The 18,586-nt window shown below is 60.8% G+C and carries 17 protein-coding genes; 8 read left to right on the forward strand and 9 right to left on the reverse strand.

Annotation, left to right across the window (positions count from 1 at the left end):
* The first annotated feature begins 738 nt into the window (after positions 1 to 738).
* Genes NKH38_RS23385 through NKH38_RS23415 form a run of 7 tightly spaced genes read left to right on the forward strand, consistent with a single transcriptional unit; the run spans position 739 to position 9,140 of the window.
* Positions 739 to 2,376 (forward strand): methyl-accepting chemotaxis protein, encoded by a 1,638-nt coding sequence (locus tag NKH38_RS23385; RefSeq protein ID WP_023700504.1) that lies wholly within the window; start codon positions 739 to 741, stop codon positions 2,374 to 2,376.
* 23 nt (positions 2,377 to 2,399) lie between these two features.
* Entirely contained in the window at positions 2,400 to 2,867 is a 468-nt protein-coding gene (locus NKH38_RS23390) for a chemotaxis protein CheW (RefSeq protein WP_023700505.1), read from the forward strand.
* Complete coding sequence (locus NKH38_RS23395) at positions 2,864 to 4,105, forward strand: CheR family methyltransferase (RefSeq protein WP_352762272.1); 1,242 nt, start codon at positions 2,864 to 2,866, stop codon at positions 4,103 to 4,105. Before NKH38_RS23390 ends, NKH38_RS23395 begins: the two co-directional genes overlap by 4 nt.
* Positions 4,105 to 4,809 carry a chemotaxis protein CheW gene (locus NKH38_RS23400; protein ID WP_352762271.1) on the forward strand — a complete coding sequence of 235 codons (705 nt, stop codon included), beginning with the start codon at positions 4,105 to 4,107 and terminating at the stop codon, positions 4,807 to 4,809. The genes NKH38_RS23395 and NKH38_RS23400 overlap by 1 nt, the downstream gene beginning before the upstream one ends.
* Positions 4,806 to 7,079, forward strand: a complete 2,274-nt coding sequence (locus tag NKH38_RS23405; protein ID WP_352762270.1) for a hybrid sensor histidine kinase/response regulator — start codon at positions 4,806 to 4,808, stop codon at positions 7,077 to 7,079. The genes NKH38_RS23400 and NKH38_RS23405 overlap by 4 nt, the downstream gene beginning before the upstream one ends.
* 22 nt (positions 7,080 to 7,101) lie before the next feature.
* Positions 7,102 to 8,139 (forward strand): chemotaxis response regulator protein-glutamate methylesterase, encoded by a 1,038-nt coding sequence (locus NKH38_RS23410; protein ID WP_023752935.1) that lies wholly within the window; start codon positions 7,102 to 7,104, stop codon positions 8,137 to 8,139.
* 47 nt (positions 8,140 to 8,186) lie between these two features.
* Positions 8,187 to 9,140: a response regulator gene (locus NKH38_RS23415; protein WP_023669440.1), complete on the forward strand. Its 954-nt coding sequence runs from the start codon at positions 8,187 to 8,189 to the stop codon at positions 9,138 to 9,140.
* A gap of 13 nt (positions 9,141 to 9,153) precedes the next feature.
* On the opposite strand, the gene NKH38_RS23420 is transcribed toward NKH38_RS23415, so the two are convergent.
* The 5 genes from NKH38_RS23420 to NKH38_RS23440 form a co-directional block, all read right to left on the reverse strand.
* On the reverse strand, positions 9,154 to 9,843 hold the full coding sequence (locus tag NKH38_RS23420; protein WP_023689452.1) for an RraA family protein: 690 nt from the start codon (positions 9,841 to 9,843) through the stop codon (positions 9,154 to 9,156).
* Positions 9,836 to 11,008: an alpha-hydroxy acid oxidase gene (locus tag NKH38_RS23425; RefSeq protein WP_352762265.1), complete on the reverse strand. Its 1,173-nt coding sequence runs from the start codon at positions 11,006 to 11,008 to the stop codon at positions 9,836 to 9,838. The genes NKH38_RS23420 and NKH38_RS23425 overlap by 8 nt, the downstream gene beginning before the upstream one ends.
* Positions 11,009 to 11,076: 68 nt before the next feature.
* The gene (locus tag NKH38_RS23430) at positions 11,077 to 11,982 is read right to left on the reverse strand and encodes an SMP-30/gluconolactonase/LRE family protein (protein ID WP_352762264.1); all 906 of its coding nucleotides are present in this window, start codon (positions 11,980 to 11,982) and stop codon (positions 11,077 to 11,079) included.
* 645 nt (positions 11,983 to 12,627) lie between these two features.
* Complete coding sequence (locus NKH38_RS23435; RefSeq protein ID WP_023682292.1) at positions 12,628 to 13,032, reverse strand: MAPEG family protein; 405 nt, start codon at positions 13,030 to 13,032, stop codon at positions 12,628 to 12,630.
* Between the two features lie 195 nt (positions 13,033 to 13,227).
* Positions 13,228 to 14,160 (reverse strand): LysR family transcriptional regulator, encoded by a 933-nt coding sequence (locus NKH38_RS23440; RefSeq protein WP_352762263.1) that lies wholly within the window; start codon positions 14,158 to 14,160, stop codon positions 13,228 to 13,230.
* A gap of 92 nt (positions 14,161 to 14,252) precedes the next feature.
* On the opposite strand from NKH38_RS23440, the gene NKH38_RS23445 reads away from it, so the two are divergent.
* The gene (locus NKH38_RS23445) at positions 14,253 to 15,266 is read left to right on the forward strand and encodes an NADP-dependent oxidoreductase (RefSeq protein ID WP_352762261.1); all 1,014 of its coding nucleotides are present in this window, start codon (positions 14,253 to 14,255) and stop codon (positions 15,264 to 15,266) included.
* 61 nt (positions 15,267 to 15,327) lie between these two features.
* Here the strand turns inward: NKH38_RS23445 and NKH38_RS23450 are convergent, their stop codons facing one another.
* The 4 genes from NKH38_RS23450 to NKH38_RS23465 all read right to left on the reverse strand — a co-directional run bounded on the left by NKH38_RS23450 (position 15,328) and on the right by NKH38_RS23465 (position 18,555).
* The gene (locus NKH38_RS23450) at positions 15,328 to 15,963 is read right to left on the reverse strand and encodes an SGNH/GDSL hydrolase family protein (protein WP_352762260.1); all 636 of its coding nucleotides are present in this window, start codon (positions 15,961 to 15,963) and stop codon (positions 15,328 to 15,330) included.
* A 162-nt stretch (positions 15,964 to 16,125) separates the two neighbouring features.
* Positions 16,126 to 16,896 (reverse strand): alpha/beta hydrolase, encoded by a 771-nt coding sequence (locus tag NKH38_RS23455; RefSeq protein ID WP_352762258.1) that lies wholly within the window; start codon positions 16,894 to 16,896, stop codon positions 16,126 to 16,128.
* A gap of 272 nt (positions 16,897 to 17,168) precedes the next feature.
* Positions 17,169 to 18,098, reverse strand: a complete 930-nt coding sequence (rbsK, locus tag NKH38_RS23460; RefSeq protein WP_352762257.1) for a ribokinase — start codon at positions 18,096 to 18,098, stop codon at positions 17,169 to 17,171.
* Between the two features lie 4 nt (positions 18,099 to 18,102).
* Complete coding sequence (locus NKH38_RS23465) at positions 18,103 to 18,555, reverse strand: RbsD/FucU family protein (protein ID WP_023669431.1); 453 nt, start codon at positions 18,553 to 18,555, stop codon at positions 18,103 to 18,105.
* Positions 18,556 to 18,586: the final 31 nt, after the last annotated feature.

The following is an 18,586-nucleotide window of genomic DNA, read 5'->3' on the forward strand; positions in this document are numbered from 1 at the left end:
GGGGTTCACAGCCGAGGCGGAAAACGCGAACTCTCGCTGGTGGACCCATTTGGCAATACGCCTGCTCCATCTCGTAATCTTTTTGCGCCGCCGCAATGCCGCAAAGGAAGGTGGTGTCGGGTCAGTTCTCTCTAGGCTCCAGAGCGCTCGTCACGTTGTGCCCATCCTCGTGCGGTGGGCGGCCGCCGCTTGAGGATGCGCATTTGAAACTGGTTTTCTCAAGATCTTTTAGTCCTGAGGGCCTCAGGCGGGGGCGCTTGCCATTTAGTTATCGTCACCTGCAAATGCCGAACCCGCACTCGACGCCAATCTACGCGTTGGCCAGTTTGCGACATCTGGTTTCGGCGATTCCGCTTTCAGTAGCGACGATCATGCTGGACGGCTGATATGAGGCGCGTTCCCGCCTGGCAGCTTAGGGGCAGCAAGCAGGACGTCGGCTTTCTTACCTCGACCTGGCCTAAGCAGTCATTCAATTCGTGGCCTCAAGCAGCTCATCCACGCTCCTCCTGACGCGGCGTGCCATCCAGCCGATCTCGGGCTGATGTGCGTGGACGGCAGTCGTCCTTTGACCACCGCTTCTGGCGGCGCCGATTGGCGAGCGCCTCGCTATCATTAGCGATGGAACGGAAAAGAAACCATTCAGCATCAGACTACCGCTTTTCGACACACCTTTTCGAATATGTCGGAACGAGCGCTTGTCGCGCAGCCCACGACGCCCCCCATTGGTGAACCGGTTCCATGAAGAGTCTGACAATACGCCACCGCATCCTCGTCAGTTTCGCAGCCGTTCTGGTGGTCATGTCCGTGATAGCCCTCATCGCGTACGCCTGGTTTCTTCAGGCGGGGGAGGAGGCGACTGAGGTCGAGAAGGGCATCCTTCCGGACCTTTATCACAGTACCGAGATCATGACGGGCCAGATGGCGGCCCATAGTCTGCTTCAGGAATATGCCCTTCAGGACAACCCGTCAGACAGAAGCACGGTTGAAAACGCGATCACGACCAATCGCAACCAGGTGCAGCGGTCGATGGACGACTATGAGGCAACGATCGTCTCCGATATCGACAAGCAGAATTATGCAGCCGTCAAACAACTCGCCAACGAATTCCGTCTGGCTGAAACTGCTGTGCTGGAAACAAGCCGGGCTGCCTTGTCGAAAGGTGAAACTCCCAATGAAAGCCCAGCTATCAAGAACGAAGTAGAGCCGATCTTTGTAAAATTGCAGTCCGCTCTGCAGGCCATGGTTGAGGATCACAGAGGCGAGGCAAACAGCGCGACGCAGCGGATCAGCTCGATCGTCAGAACGGCCGAAGTCGGTTTGAGCGTTGGCTTGTTGATAGCCCTCGGGCTAGCCCTTCTTTTGGGTTACCAGCTGTTTCGCGCCATTACAGGTCCGCTCACCCGTTTGGTCGACGCGGTTCAATTGATGCGGCAAGGCGACTTCAGCGAACGGCTCGATCTGAGGCGCCGAGACGAATTCAGCGTGCTTGCCGACGGCTTCAACGCAATGGCGGACGATCTCACAACCCTCATTGGTCAGGTTCAAAGGTCCAGCATACAGGTCGGCACGTCGATAACTGAGATCGCCGCCACCTCCAAGCAACAGCAGGCAACTGCGACTGAAATCGCAGCGACCACAACAGAAATCCGAGCGACAGCCAAGGAAATCTCCGCCACATCAAACGAACTGGTCCGCACGATGAACGAGGTCTCCACAGTTGCCGAACAAACCGCTGCCGTGGCTGGCGGGGGGCAAGCGGGGCTGACCCGTATGGAAGAAACCATGCAGCAGGTCATGGAAGCGGCTGGCGCGATCAATTCCAAACTGGCGATCCTGAGCGAGAAAGCCGGCAGCATCAATCAGGTGGTGACGACCATCACCAAAGTGGCCGATCAGACGAACCTGTTGTCGCTCAACGCTTCCATCGAGGCGGAGAAGGCAGGCCAATATGGCCGGGGTTTTGCAGTGGTGGCGACGGAAATCCGAAGGCTCGCGGACCAGACAGCTGTCTCCACCTACGATATCGAGCAAATGGTCAAGGACATCCAGTCGGCAGTCGCGGCCGGGGTGATGGGCATGGACAAGTTTTCCGAGCAGGTCCGTCGGGGTATGCAGGACATCCAGCAGGTCGGCGGGCAACTCTTCGAGATCATTCAGCAGGTTCAGGGGCTGGTGCCACGTTTCGAAGTCGCCAATGAAGGCATGCAAGCACAGGCGACCGGCGCGGGGCAGATCAGCGACACGCTAACCCAGCTAAGCGAGGCAGCCCAGCAAACAGTCGAGTCCCTTCAGCAATCGACGCTCGCGATCGACGAGCTCAATCAAGTCTCAGGCGGCATGCGAAGTAGCATATCGAGGTTCAAGCTACGAGCATAGCGAGCCGGCAGTAGGACGTGACAATGCTATTCCTCGCCTTCAGCATGGGTCCGGATCGCTACTTGATCGATGTCCACAAAATTGAAGAGGTGCTGCCCTATATCGACGTGAAAGTTCTTCCGGGTGCGCCAACTGGTGTGGTGGGTTTGGTCAGCTATAACGGAATACCCATCCCCCTGATCGATGTCACCCTTCTTGCGCTTGGCCGACCATCGGAGCGCCTGTTGAGCACCCGGATCGTTGTGACGCGCTATCCGGCGGATGATGGCGAGCGACGCCTGCTGGGGCTGATCGCGGAACGGGTGACGGATACGATCGAGCGAGACCCGGCCGATTTCGCGCCGTTCGGACTGGAACCAGGAACCCCGCCCTATCTTGGGCCGGTGGCTTCCGATGGTTTGGAGATCATTCAGTGGGTCAAAGTGGAAGCGCTGCTTTCGGAAGAGATTCGTACCGCTTTGCTCCGCCAGGCGGCAATAGGTGATCAATGACCGGAGCAATAGAAAAGCTCCTGACGGAAACCATTGGACTGGACAGTGCCAGCGTTGGTCCGACAGTGGTTCGTCAGGCGGTCAGAGAACGGATGGAAGCATGCCGGATAACCAACCCTCAGGCCTATAGGCAACACTTGGCCGGTTCCTCGCAGGAGCTGCAGGAGCTGATCAATGCGGTGGTGATCCCAGAGACCTGGTTCTTTCGCGACCGAGAAGCGTTCACGATGCTGGCGCGGCATGCGCGCGCGCACAAGCCTGCTCAGCCGATAAGAATCCTGAGCCTGCCATGTTCAACCGGCGAAGAGGCTTACTCGGTCGCCATGGCCATGTTCGATGCCGGCTTTGAGGCGCATGAGTTCAAGATCGATGGCGTGGACGTCAGCAGCCGCAATATCGCGACGGCTGAACGCGCCATCTATGGCCGCAATTCGTTTCGCGGCAGCCATCTCGAATTCAAGGATCGCTATTTCGAAGCGACCGAGGGCGGGTTGCGGCCTGTTGCTGGGGTGCTGAAACAGGTTCGGTTCATGGTAGGAAACCTGTTCGGTTCTCACGCGCCTTTCGGGCAAGAGGTCTATGACATCCTGCTTTGCCGCAATTTGCTGATCTATTTCAATCGAGAGCTGCAGGATCGCGCATTGATCTGCCTGAAGGACCTGCTGGCCAAAGACGGACTTCTTCTGGTCGGTCCGGCGGAAGCAGCTCTTCCAAGGGTGCATGGCTTTATTTCCGCTGAATGGCCATTGGCCTTCGCCTTTCTGAAATCGGAGCCCGTCAAGACCACGGCGCCGAAAGTTTCGGCCGCCGTCCCGGTGCGGACGCTAAGCCCTAAGGTCAACAAGAGCGAGCCTCTTCGTCCGTTCCGACCGACAATTGGCAATGAAGGCCGCGGGCAGGCTCCGGCCAAGCCGCTTGCACACGCCTCGGAAAGCCTCATCGCGGTTGAACGGATCGCCAATGCAGGACGCGTAAAGGAGGCACAGGAGGTCGCCCTGGCGCATCTCAGGGAGTTCGGTCCTTCCGCAGAAATCTTCTACCTGCTGGGCCTCGTCCAGGATGCGGATGGTTCTGCACCCGAAGCCGCGCAAAGTTATCGCAAGGCGCTCTATCTCGCGCCAAATCATCGAGAAGCTCTTGTCCATCTGGCCTTGCTGCTTAGCAAGCAAGGCGACCATAACGGCGCCGAGACGCTGGCAGGCCGGCTGGGTCGGGTTCAGAAAAGGAGCGGCAGTTGATGGCGGCTTCGACAAGGATCGCTCAGCCGGTGGAGGAGATCGAAGTCAACGACTGCTGGCGGCAAATAGGCGTACGGGGTGACAAGTCATGTCCGCTACTAGAGCAGCATCTCCACTGCCGGAATTGCCCGACCTACAAGAAGATCGCACGACGCCTCCTCGACCGTGCAGCTCCCTCGGCATCTCGCGACGAATGGCCTGACAACGCTGGTCGTGCAGGGATCGATTCGGCAGACAACGACGCGCTGCAGACGGCCGTTCTCTTCCGTTTGGGGGAGGAATGGCTGGCACTTCCAGTCGGTATTTTTCATGAAGTGGCTGAATCTCGTCGCGTTCATTCACTTCCACATCGCAGGAACAGTGCACTGCTCGGCATTGCGAATGTCCGTGGTGAATTGCTCATTTGCCTGTCCCTGGCCGAATTGCTCGGGATAGACGAGCGCAAGGAAGGGGAACAAGGCACACGAACCAAGGTATTTCGCCGCCTTGTCGTGGTAGGCGAGCGCGACAAGCGGGTTGCTTTTATGGTTGATGAGATCCACGGCTTACATCGGTACCAGGAACGCGACACTCTCGCTGTTCCGGCCATGATTGGCAAGGCACTGTCGGCCGCTACGGTTGCCGTGCTGCCATGGCAAGGACGAGCCGTTGGCTGTCTCGATCCACGACAACTGCTCACGATGCTGGATCGGAGCATCGCATGACAGATGAAGACTTCAGCCAGGTTTCGATGCTCAGCCTCTTCCAGGCCGAACTGGAGACGCAGTCACGGGCTCTAACCTCTGGACTTCTGGCACTCGAACGCGATCCTATCGCCGCCGACGCCCTGGAAGCATGCATGCGTGCCGCGCATTCTCTGAAAGGAGCTGCCCGCATCATCGACCTGATGCCCGCAGTCAAAGTTGCAAATGCGATGGAAGACTGCCTGGTCGCAGCGCAACGCGGGCATCTGAGGGTGCGACGGGAGCATATAGATGCGCTTCTGCAAGGTTCTGACCTTTTGAAATTGATCGCATCGGGATCATCGAGCGAGGGCGCCAACTCAGAAGTCGAAACCTTTCTCGCGAAGTTCGAGGGGTTGTCCCTCCCCCAGGCAAAGCCCGGGCCCCAAGATTCTGCAGCTGATTTCGCAACTCCAGATCATGCCCAGGAGCAACTGGCGACGACCTCTTCAGCGAACCTCCTCGTTGGGGCGGTACCGCAAGCCCACGGCAGCATCGGCTCTGATAGAATGGTTCGGGTGACGGCAGACAGCCTGAACCGATTGCTCGGGCTGGCTGGCGAGTCGCTGATGGAAGCTCGGCGGCTCAGGCCATTCGCTGACGGGCTGCTACGGCTGAAGCGACTTCAATCGGACCTCGCAAGTGCGTTCGACAATCTTCATGCAGTGCTGCCGCCGGTTTCAAACGATGCGGCGGTGGTGGAGGCGCTGGCTGAAGCGCAGCGAAAGCTTCGGTTGAGCCAAGCGTTCCTGGCGGAGCGTTTCGATGAGTTGGATTCAGTGGATCGGAAAGCGACCGATCTTGCCAACAGATTGTACGACGAAACGTTGGCGAGCCGGATGCGGCCTTTTGAGGACGGCGTGCGACACTATGCGAGAATGATCCGCGACCTCGGTCGTACCCTTGGCAAGCGGGTGCGACTGGAGATCGTAGGCGGCTCGACCGGCATCGACCGCGATATCCTCGAGCAGCTCGATGCCCCTTTGGGGCACCTTCTGCGCAACGCTGTAGACCATGGGCTTGAACCGCCTGAGGAGCGCCTCGCGATGGGCAAACCCGAAGAGGGGCTCATCAGGCTCGAAGCGAGGCACAATGCCGGGCTGCTGCAGATAGCCGTGGTGGACGACGGCAGGGGGATAGAGCTCTCGAAGCTGCGCGGGACCGTCGTCGCCCGGCAACTTGCAACCAGGGAAAGTGCTGAAACACTCAGCGAAAGCGAATTGCTCGCGTTTCTGTTTCTGCCAGGCTTTTCCATGAAAGCGGGCCTTACCGACGTCTCAGGTCGCGGTGTGGGGCTCGATGCAGTGCAAGCCATGACGAAGGAAGTCCGGGGAGTCGCAAGCGTCTCCTCAGAATTTGGCCACGGAACCCGATTTCAACTGCAATTGCCGCTGACACTGTCGGTCCTGCGCACGCTGCTCGTCGATGTCGATGGAGAGCCCTATGCTTTTCCACTCGCTGCCATTTCCAAGACTTTGAAACTGCAGCGGACGGAGATCAACGTCCTGCAGGGCCGGCCGCATTTTCGATTGAACGATCGACAGATCGGGCTGGTCACCGCTCGCGAGGTGCTCGATCGAGGTGAGCCCGGATCGGAACCGAACGAACTATCGGTCGTCGTCGTGGATGCGGGTCGGGGCGATGCGTACGGCCTGATCGTTGACCGTTTTCTCGGGGAACGCGAGTTAGTGATCAGACCTCTCGATCCACGGTTTGCCAAGATCAAGGACATCAGCGCAGCGGCCCTGATGGAAGACGGTTCGCCTGTTCTGATCTTCGACGTCGACGATCTGATCCGATCGGTGGAAAAGCTTGCATCGTCCAGCGGATTTCGAGCTCTTCGGCGCGCCGCGGGCGGTCCCGAAGCGAGCAGGCGCAAGCGCGTGCTCGTGATTGACGATTCACTGACGGTTCGCGAACTCCAGCGCAAGATGCTCGGCAATTACGGTTATGAGGTCGAAGTGGCGGTAGACGGCATGGACGGGTGGAATGCCGTCCGGTCTGGTCCTTTCGATCTCGTCGTCACCGACATCGACATGCCTCGCATGGATGGCATCGAGCTGGTGAGTTTGATCAGAAAGGACGCTGATCTCAAGAACACACCCATTATGATCGTTTCATACAAGGATCGGGAAGAAGATCGCGCGCGCGGGCTCGACGCAGGTGCGGACTATTATCTGACTAAGAGTAGTTTTCAGGACGAGGCGCTGATCCATGCCGTCGTGGACATGATTGGCGAGGCGGCTGAATGAGATCGAGATTGGAAGCCAGCGAATGAGAATCGGCGTAGTCAACGACATGCCGATGGCGGTTGAACTTCTGCGTCGACTGGTCCTGTCGACCGGCGAACATCAGGTCGCGTGGATCGCGACCAATGGGCGTGAGGCGGTCGAGGTCTGCAGACGTGATCTGCCGGATCTGATACTCATGGATCTAGCGATGCCAGAGATGGACGGCGTGGAAGCGACGCGCAGAATCATGGCGGAAACCCCGTGCTCAATCTTGCTGGTGACCGCCAGTATCGAAGCCAACCTCGCCGGCGTCTACGAAGCAATGGGTCATGGCGCGCTTGACGCAGTCGATATTCCGTCGGTGGGCATCGAAGGCAACGCGTCCTCGCAATCCGCCCGGCTTTTGACGAACAAGATACGAACGATAGGCAAGTTGATCGGTGATGCGCCTACCCAGGCAAAAAGGCGGATGTCACGTGCGGCTGAGCCGTCAACTCGACGCCTGATAGCAATCGGCGCCTCTGCGGGCGGGCCGGCTGCCGTTGCCGCAGTCCTGAGCGCGTTTCCCGTTGATTTTGGCGGCGCGATTGTGCTCGTCCAGCATCTCGATGCTCAGTTCGTTCCAGGCCTTGTTGATTGGCTAGGGCAGCATACGCGTCTCCCGATCCGTCCGGCGGGGGAAAGGGATAGTCCTCAAGCGGGCACCGTTCTCGTCGCCAGTTCTGCGGATCATCTGGTTTTCAAGTCAGCTCAGCAACTTGGCTATACGCCCAGCCCCAAGGACAATGTTTATCGGCCGTCCGTAGATGTGTTCTTCGAAAGTGCGGCGCAATGGTGGCCTGGCTCGGTGATTGGTGTTCTGCTCACAGGCATGGGCAGGGATGGTGCGCGCGGGCTGAGACAGCTCCGTGACAAGGGGCATCTCACAATCGCGCAGGATAGAGCAACCAGTGCCGTCTATGGCATGCCGAAGGCCGCCGCCGACATCGGCGCGGCTGTTGATATTCTTCCTTTGGGTGCGATCGGCTCACGTATAATCGAAGCCTGCGAGCGCCCCCACGTGAAAGGCCCCTTCCGATGACGCAAGAACCAGAGTTGGTCCCGCCACTCGCAGATAACTATTCATCCATGGTTCTGCTCATCGATGATCAGATCATGGTTTGCGAGGCGGTCAGGCGCGCTCTAGCCAACGAGCCCGATATATCCTTACACTTCTGCACCGACCCGTTGAGAGCGATGACGGTCGCGGATGAGGTAAAGCCAACCGTTATCCTGCAGGATCTCGTCATGCCCGGGGTGGATGGGCTACATCTGGTGCGAGAATACAGGAAGCATGCGTCGACACGCGCGGTTCCAGTCATTGTGCTGTCGAGCAAGGAAGATCCAGCCACCAAGGGCGAAGCCTTCGCTGCGGGCGCGAACGACTATCTCGTCAAACTGCCGGATCGTATCGAGTTGATTGCACGCATTCGATATCACACGCGGGCCTATCTGGATCACGTCCAGCGAGACTCGGCACACCGAGCGCTGAGGGAAAGCCAGCGACAGCTGATCAGTGCAAATCTAGAGCTTGAACGTCTGACGCGGATCGATGGCCTGACGGGTCTCGGTAACAGGCGCTATTTTGACGAATATCTGGCGGCTGAATGGAAACGCGCTTTTCGCGCACAGTCCCCACTGTCGCTGTTGATGATCGATGCCGACAACTTCAAACGATACAACGATACCTATGGCCATATGGCCGGCGACGATGTGCTCAAGCAAATCGCCCGCGTAATCCAGAGCGGTTCCGGCCGTTCCACCGATCTCGCTGCGCGGTACGGAGGCGAAGAGTTCGTCATCGTGCTGGTCGACACTATACTGGAACAATCCAGTGCCATCGCCGAGCGGCTCGTCCAGAGCGTGCGAGAGTTGAACATACCCCACGGCCCGGATCGCGTGACCATCAGCGTCGGCGTCGCAACAGCGGTGCCCACCGAGAACGAGACGCCAAACGATTTCGTCAATGCCGCCGATTTGGCTCTGTTTCGTGCCAAATCGGAAGGACGAAATCGTGTTGCGCTTCATATGTCCCGCAGCTAGAGAAGCTCACATCTCAGTCAACGAAGCGCGCCCTGTTCGATTTGAGGACGACCTTGGCGAAGTCGGGCATCTCGAGACCTTGCCGCACCAGGCCATCAAGAGTTTTCTCAGCCGCCCTGATGGCGGAGAGCCGGGCCAGCACCGTCTCAGCCTCCAGGCGAGGCACCACGGCGAGACCGTCGCGGTCGCCGACCAGTATGTCTCCCGGCGAGATAGTCACTCCTCCCACCACCACCGGGAATCCGACCGTGCCTGGACCATTGCGCGCAGGCGAGTTCGCAATGATCCCGGCACAGTAAACCGGCAACCCGACCGCCTCGATCCCGACAACGTCGCGCACGAGGCCGTCAGTGATGAAGCCGGCGACCCCCTTGTTGCGCGCCATGCCGAGCACGAGATCGCCAGTTACCGCCGTACCGGCAAAGCTGTCGGTGGCCGCGACGATGACATCGCCACTTGCTGCGGCATCCAGTGCTCCAAACAGGGCGAGGTTGTCGGCGGGACCGCAGTGACAGGTCACGGCGACGCCGACCATCGTCGCAGTAGCTGGCGACAGTGGCTTGATCGCATAATGCAAGGCGCCGCGTCCCCCCATCGCGTCTACGACCTGGCTAACCGGCACGCCCGCAAAAGCACTGATGATTTCTGCTGCGGGCCGTTCGAAACGGCGCTTGATGGTGAGCAGTGGTGGGTCTTCAATCATGTAGCGGCCCCATTCCCTGAACGAACGAAATACAGTCCGGCCCGAGGTCGCGCAGGCTCCGCGCGCCCATCAGTCCCATGACGCGGTCGATTTCCTTGCGGTAGAGTTCGAGCACGTGGCGTACCCCCTCCTCGCCGGCGACCGCGAGCCCCCACAACTGCGGCCGCCCGATCAGACAGCACGAGGCGCCGAGCGCCAGGGCCTTGACGACGTCAGAGCCTCGCCTGATGCCGCCGTCGATAAGCACTGGTACGCGGCCGGCGACAGCTGCGACAACTGCCGTCAACGCGTCCAGGGATGCGGCGGCGCCGTCAAGCTGACGTCCCCCATGATTGGATACGATGATGCCGTCGATTCCTCGGGCTACAGCCTCGGCGGCTTCGCTGGGATGCAGGACGCCTTTCAGCAACAACGGTCCGGACCAGACAGTGCGCAGCCAGTCGACATCGGCCCAGGAGAGTCCGGGATCGAGCATTGCGGCCATCCGGCCCGCCAATGCACTGACCGTCGCCGTATCTCCGGGGCGCGCGTAGTTGCCGAAGGTCAGTTTCGGGAGTCGGGTGCGCATACGAAGAAGCCACGCCGCCTTGGTGGCGGTCGCGAGGGTTCCGGCCACACCGAAGCGCGGCGGGATGGCAAAACCGTTGCGGATGTCGCGTTCACGGTTGCCAAGCATCTGGTTGTCGATGGTGAGCACCAGCGCGTCGTAGCTTGAGGCACGCGCCCGATGCACCATTTCTCGGGTGAAGCCGCGATCGGTGTAGACGAACACCTGCATCCACCGTGGGCTACTTCCGGTGGCTGCTATGTCCTCCAGCGTGCAGACGGATCCGTGGCTGGCGCAGTAGAATGTCCCTGCGGCCGCTGCGGCTCGGGCGGCTGCGCGCTCGCCGTCGGGCCAGAACAGCCCAGCCAGGCCGGTTGGCGCGATGCCCAGCGGGATGGCAAGTTTCGCGCCGAAGAGGTCAAGGGAAAGGTCTCGCGTCGTTGCACCGTTGAGCGGTCGCGGCAGAATGGCAACCTCACTGAAAGCTTGCTCGTTCCGGCGCAGCGTTCGCTCATCCTCGGCACCGCCATCGGCGAAGTCGAACACCGGGCGTGGCAAAGTCCGCCGCGCGGCGACGCGGACCGCGGCCACGCTGTACAGGCGCTTCAACGCCGCCATCGAAGCAGACGATGCCGCACCGCCGGCGCCGGGGTCATCGCCAGTGTTTGAGGCGGACGAGGAGCTACTCACGGTTGCTTTCCGCCGATGCGACCATGATGCGTCGGTCCACCGCCTCCCGGAACACGCACGCAGGAGAGTGTTCCCTCAAAGGAGGGATCGCTGCCGGTCGCCAGCACGCCGGCATTTGTCACCCAAAGCATCTCGCCCGAGAAGACGCAGTTGGTCGTTGCCTTGCCGCAGACGAAGAAACCTTCCGCTGTGCCGTTGGGCTTCAGAACGTGAATGCCGTTGGCGGCAATATCCGTGACATAAAGGCGGCCATCGGCTCCGACCTTCAGCCCGTCCGGGATCGGATTGGGCCCAGGCAAGCGGCCCAGGTCTTCGACGGGACCATCCGGACGCTGCCGCTTGACGCGCCCCGTATAGGACTCCCCCCAAATGATCGAGCCGTCGGCTTCGATCGCCACACCATTGGGGAAGGTCGGCTTGTCGAAGCCGAGAGCAAGGTACGCACTGCCGTCGGGGTTGACGGCAAAGATGTAGCTTGGGTCCGGATTCCCCGGGTTGTATGTGCCGGGATCGCTGAAGATGAGCCGGCCGTCAGCAGCAAATACAAGATCGTTTGGCCCATTGAGCCGAATGCCGGCGACTTCGCTCAGCAGGATTTCCGGCTTTCCGCCTTCGGCAACCCGCTGGATCGATGGCGTCGTCATGTCCGCGGCCCGCCAAGGTCCGGTCGTGCCGCCGTTCTGGCAGACATAGAGCAGGTCATCCGATCCGAGAACGCAGGCGTTGGGCGCTCCGGCAACATACGCGAACTGGCGAGCACTTCCGTCGCGATCTATGGCCGTCAGCTGGCTGCGATAGCTTTCGACGATGACAATTCGGCCATCGGGCAGCACCGTCGGGCCCTCGGGCCAGCCAAGGCCGGTCGCGACAACCTCGACGGCCAGCTTTTCAACCTCGTTCATCGTGCGACCCCCAGAACGGCAGCCTATCAAGATTTGTCGGGTATAATCCAGCCTGGCGGTCCCCGGACCCGGCGACTCAAAGATAGCTAGGCTGACGTGCGCGTTGCTGGGCCCCCTAGGCCGGCCCCCCACCCCGGCGCCGGTGAACCCCGACGGGCGGAGGCCTATGGCTACAGCGCGAGCCGATCGGTGTCTACATAGCTCCGTAGCACTGGCTTGCTCCTCCAGGTTGCGTGGCAGGATTAGGTGCTGCTGAGGCCAGCGTGCAAGGACCAAGTGCAGGTGGAGAAGGTTGAATCTCAGTTCCTCTCCCTCTAACACTCACAAAGTCCAACAATTCTCTGCTCCGCTGCCAGGCGCTCTTAAGCCGAGCGTTTGCAGGGCGTGCGTGTGGCCAAAAGCTGGGGAGCGCCGCAGCGCCCTGGCGTGCAAATTGCTCTCTGAACGCCGATCCTTCTCCGAAGCTGGGGAGTAGCCCCAAAATCCAACAGCAATATCATGCCTCAACGGCGGTTTTGCCACTACCAGTTTTGCGGTTCGCTCGCCTGTCAAAAGGAACAGTCTTTCGGGTCACGATCCGGAGTGGGTTTGCCAAGGCTCCCGGAATCGAGGTGGCCCACTTTTGCGTCGGGGCTCCGCCACTCTTCAGATCAACAGCAACCAGCACCAATAAGCACCAATCACCATTTGCACAGCGAACGCGGTGAACCTGAGACTGACCGCGAGTTGGCTGGTTGAGACGAGGTGGATCACCGACTGCACTATACGTGCGCCTAACATCGTGGAGGCCAAGGGATCCGTGACATCTGTCTTTGAAATGATGATCGCGACTCCGAGCAGACCTCCGAAGATTGGAAGCCCTTCAATGCAGTTGGCGTGGGCACGGGCTAACCTCCGCATAAACGGGGAGAGGGCTCCGTTATCTGGCGTAAAGCCGTTTGCCGGGACTTGCCCAGAGATCACCAGGTAGCTCCGGATAACTTCCATCACGATCAGCAGGGCCAGGGCCCACGAGATGAAGCCAGTCAATGCGTAAGCACTCGCCGACATGTGCCCTCCCCGTTGCTAGCACTCTAGGTCGTTGTAGCCGATCAACTAGTCTAATGCTATTCGACGAGGAGGGGCGGCCTCTAGTGGGGCCGAAACGGAATAGCAGCTTTTGGACGTTGTGCCCGGAATAGCTGCCGTTCAGCCAATCAGCAGTGATTGACCGCTTTCGCCCTTTAGCGACCCTTCCGCGCCAGATCAGTCGATGCTTGAAGCTGCCATTCGCAGAGTGAAAGCGGCGTCGAGCATGGTCAGAAAGGCGCGCACGGCGGGGTTGGCGCGTCGGCTTGCCGGCCAGAGCACGGTGACATTGTTTCGCTCGACCGCGAACGTGGACAGCACTGGGACCAGTTCGCCGCGCTTCACATAGGGAGCCGCCATGAAGGAGGCGCCTATGCCTATCCCACCGCCGGCTGCCAGCATGATGAGCACGGCATCGCTGGCATCGGCGACCACACCGGAATTGGGCACGATCTCGATTTCACGGTCGCCAATCCGGAAGGGCCAGCGAAAGGCCTGGCCTGTGCTCTGATATCGAAGGTTGACGGTGTCGTGCCCTTCCAGGTGATCGGGATGGGTCGGTGTGCCGCGTTCCTCGAGATAGGCTGGCGAGGCGAAGCAGCAAAGCCGATGGGGTGCGAGCTTGCGTGATAGTAGCCGGGTGTCAGCCAGATCACCGATGCGTATGGCGACATCGATCCCTTCCTCGATCATGTCCACCATCTGGTCACCCAGCCTGAGATCTACGATCAGGTTCGGATGGAGCCGACGGAAAGCCGGCAAAGCCGGAGCGATCAGATGCAGTCCGATCGGCAGCGACGCGGCCACGCGCAACGTGCCCGATGGTTCGGAGCGCGCGGTCTTTGCCGCCTGCTCTATTTCCTCCGCCTCGCGTAGCAGACGCAGCGCGCGCTCATGCAGGTCGCGCCCTTCGGGCGTGAAGGTGAGCGAGCGCGTTGTACGGGTAAACAGCGACACTCCTAAATGCCGCTCGAGCCGCTGGACGCTCTTGCTGACCGCCGACGGGGAAATCGACAGCGCGCGCGCCGCTGCCGTGTAGCTGCCCAGCGATCCCGCACGCGCGAAGGCGATGATGCCAGTGAGCCGATCCAAAGTGATATGTTCCGCCATGGCATTACTTAACCGCCATCGGCACCGATTATCAACCGGCGGTCATGCCGCTAGATTCGCTCCAATGACATGGATGAGCGGAGATTTCACCAATGAGCGATAAGATGAAGGCAGTCCGTCTGCACGCATTCGGTGGTCCCGAGATGCTGGTGTACGAAGACGCGCCTAGGCCGGGTGTGAAGCCCGGCGAGGTGCTTGTCCGAGTCCAGGCGGCCGGGCTTAATCCGCCCGACTGGTATCTGCGGGATGGCTATCGCGCACTGCCGCCAGAATGGCGACCCAACGCGTCCTTCCCACTGATTCTCGGCACGGACGTGTCGGGCGTCATTGAAGCGGTTGGCGCTGACGTCGCTGAGTTCAGCATCGGGGACGAGGTCTACGCAATGGTTCGCTTCCCCGATAACTTGATGACGGGTAGCAATGCCTACGCGCATTATGTCAGTGTGCCGGCATCGCATGTTGCGTTGAAACCAGCCGGCATCGACCATATTCATGCGGCTGGTGCGCCGATGTCGCTTCTGACGGCATGGCAGTTCTTGATCGAACTTGGCCACGACGAGCCGAATCCGTTCCAGCCCTTACCGCATGAGCCGGTGCCCCTCGACGGCAAGACGGTGCTCATCAACGGCGCCGGAGGCGGTGTCGGGCATCTGGCCGTCCAGTTGGCGAAATGGCGGGGCGCGCGCGTCATCGCGGTGACATCGGCCAAGAACGAGGCGCTGATGCGCGATCTCGGCGTGGATCAATTCATCGACTACAAGACAACCGCGGCGGAAGATGTCGTCCGAGACGTCGACCTTGTCCTCGACGCGGTGGGCGGCGCGGAAATGGAGCGCTTCTTCCATGTTCTGAAGCCGGGCGGCGCGCTGTTCCTGGTCAACCCACTGGGCTTCGCTGGTCACGAAGAGACAGAGAGGCTGGGGATCACGGTCTCATCCACACAGGTTCGATCCAATGGCGCGCAGTTGGCAAAAGCCGCCCGCCTGCTCGACGACGGCCTTGTGCGTGTCGTCATCGACAGCACATTCCCGCTGGCCGAGGCATCGCGCGCACATGAGCGCGCCGCCGACGGCAGTATTCAAGGCAAGATCGTGCTGGCCGTCTGAATTGTTGCTTTCAGTCCGACCGACCATCGGGAGTGCAGACGATCGGGCGGGATTACGCCGTTTAGCCGACGAAGACCACCGACCGACGTCCGGCTAAATCGTGCTCGACTACAAGTGCCGCGATGGCTGCCGCGATCTTCGCGCCGCCTTGCACTGACGGTTCGATAGGATTGGCGAAGTCCGCGTCCTCATTCGATACCAAGCGCAGGTCGACGAGCGGCAAACCGCGCGAGAACGCCGCCCGGGTGATGACGTCGTTGAGGACCGTCAGGGCAGTTGCGGCAAGTCTACGACGCTGTGGGTCGGGAAAGCGCGCCTCGTAGATCGTGCAGACAGCGGTGGGTAGGTTTTGGCCCAGCGCCCCCTCGAGCATCGTACAGTAGTCGTGCTCGAATTCCTCCCGGATATCGCTGATCCTGTCCAGAACCTCGGCCACCGAACGGGCCCCCTGCTCCAGAATGCCTGCATGACGAAGAGCATCATTGCCACCGACGCTGACGACAAGATGGCTAGCATCCTGGGGGAGCCGTTCAAGCTGCCGCTCGACGCCGCTTGTGACGGCGCCGTCGACGGCGTTTAGCGTTGCACGCCACCCCTCCGGCAAGCGCTCCCGCAGCTGCCGCACTACGTCGGGCCCGTGCGCGACATAGGCAGCGTTGTCAAAGATCGAATCCCCGAGAAGGACGACGGGTGGCATCGGATGCTCCGTTGAGGCCTCTGCAATGCTGCATCAGCAGAGGAGGTAAGGTGGTGGGTTGTGACCGCGGCAGGCGAGCACGGTCAGGAGATCACGGCGAGTCAGGCCACCTGCAGAACGGAACGGCATCTCAGCCGTCCAGGAACGCCAGAAGCGCGGCATTCACCGCGCTGGCCTCTTCGCGCTGTACCCAATGCGTCGCCTTCTCGAACGTCTGCAGGCCCCGATCGTTGCAAAAGGCCAGACTGCGCTCGGCCAGGCCATATTCCAGAGCTTGGTCCTGCATCCCCCCAGTACAAGGGTCGGTGTCGTGATCCGCTGCTTCAGGCTTGGGCGGAAGCGCAGCGCCCGATACCAGTTGAGCATGCCGGTCAGCGCCCCCGGCCGTCCCCAGGCCTGCCGATACTCTGCGATTTCCTCCGCCGTGAAGGCATCTGTTCGGCTGGATTTGATGAGCGCCCGTGCCAGCAGAGCCGAGTGCCCTGCTCCCAGAACAGCCTCCGGCAGCAAGGGGAACTGGAAGAAGGCCGCATAGCTGCTCCGCAGGAACTTGGTCGGAGATCGCAAGGAATGGGCAAGCAGCACCTCGGGGTGGGGCGCGTTCAGGATGACGAGCCTTTCCAGGCGGTGCGACAGCTTTGCGCCTGCCGCCCAGGCGACGATACCGCCCCAGTCATGACCGACGAGGTGAAACCTTCCGATGCCGAGCGCGTCGGCGATGGCAACGACATCGCCGACGAGCTTGGGGAGCGTGTATTCACGGATGGCTTTCGGCTTGTCACTGGTGTTGTAGCCCCTCTGGTCGGGAACGATGACCCGGAATCCGGCGGAAGCGAGCGCATCGATCTGCCGTCTCCAGCCGATCCAGAAGTCGCCGGGAGCAGTCTGTCCCGGTCCAGCCGCTAGGCTGGCAGCAGCGGAGGCGTCGATCAAAGTGAATACCTCGCGGAGTTGACGAGGAGTTCTGATAGGCAAGTTTCAATTTCGCGCTTTTTCCCGCAAATTCGAGAGCGTAAGGAATTGAATCAGTCGTTGATTAATCAGGCGTTTTCGCCGGCCTGTCACGCCGGAGGTCGCGGGTTCGAGCCCCGTCACTCGCGCCATTTCTCCTCAGGAGAAATGTGACATAATCGTCTAGAATCATGGTCTTGCATGAGGCAATTCAGATCCGGTCGGATCTGAACTCGATCTCTCCCGCAACGACCTCACCCCTCGGCCAGCAGCGCCTCGACCTCATGCAGCGTCGGCATGGATGGCGCCGTACCCGGCCGCGTCACCGAAATGCCGGCGACGGCGCAGGCGAAGCGGACGGCTTGCAGCGGCTCCACGCCTTTGGCGAGTGCTGCGGCCAGGCCACCATTGAAGGCATCACCCGCACCAGTGGTTTCAACCACCGGGCCAGCACTGACCACGGGAACATGGTCGGAACGGTTCGCCGTGTGCAGCAGCGCGCCTTTTTCGCCGAGCGTGACGATGACCGAGCCGACGCCCTTTTGTAGCAGGCTGTCGGCGGCGCGGCGGGCGTCGTCGATGGAGGCGACCTTGATGCCGGTCAGTTCCTCGGCCTCGGTCTCATTGGGGGTGACATAGTCGCAAAGCGTATAGATGCGGTCCGGCAGTTTTGCTGCCGGCGCCGGATTGAGGATGGTGGTCACCCCTGCCCCGCGCGCGATCTCGAGTGCGCGCAGTGCCGCGTCGATCGGCTGTTCGAGCTGGGTGACGAAGACGCCGGCTCCACGGATCAGGCCGGCATTGGCCTCGATGTCTTCAGACGAGATCAGCATCGCCGCACCCGGGCTGACGATGATGGCGTTGTTGCCGGTCGTCTCCTCGATGAAGATGTAGGCCGCGCCGGTATAGCTTTGCGGCGTGTCGATGACGGCGGATTTCACGCCCGCCTCTGCCCAGGTCGCCTTGGCCATGTCGGCGAAAGCATCGACGCCAAGCCGGGTCAGGAAAGTGATGTCGGCGCCGAGCTTGCCTGCCGCCACTGCCTGGTTCGAGCCCTTGCCGCCAGGTCCCAGCTTGAAGGAATTACCAAGAATGGTCTCGCCCATGCGCGGCTGTCGATCGGCCCGGTAAGCGGTGTCGGCGACGAAAACGCCCAGAATGACGACAGGCTTGCCCGACGCCATGGCCCTACTCGGCGTCCGGCGGCACGACGCCCTTGCGAAAGGCGAAGCAGCCATAGAAGCGGCGCTCGCCGGTCTGGATGACGCAATAGGCTTTCTTGGCGCGCTCGTAGAAGGCGTAGCGCTCGACCGAGATCATCGGCCAGGCCTTGCCCTCGGCCTTGTCGATCTCCTTTTGCACCTCTTTTTGCACCGGCGGGATCTCGTCCGGCTTGCCGACGATCTCCATGCGCGCGGCCGCATCGTCGACGAAAGTGTCCAGCGGATAGAGCGACAGCACCGCCTTGACTACATCGGCCGCCGAGGCGTCGATGTGCAGCAGCTTGCCGAGCACGGTCTGCTTTGCCACCGAATCGGCGGGGAAATTGGTGTCGGCGATGATCAGATCGTCGCCGTGTCCCATTGCCCTGAGCGCCTGGAGCACATCGGCATTGAGCAATGGGTTGATCCCTTTGAGCATGGCAGTCCTCGTCAAACAGGTTTGGTCAAAG

Origin of the sequence: Mesorhizobium sp. M1078 (assembly GCF_040318615.1) — a bacterium.
Classification (GTDB): domain Bacteria; phylum Pseudomonadota; class Alphaproteobacteria; order Rhizobiales; family Rhizobiaceae; genus Mesorhizobium.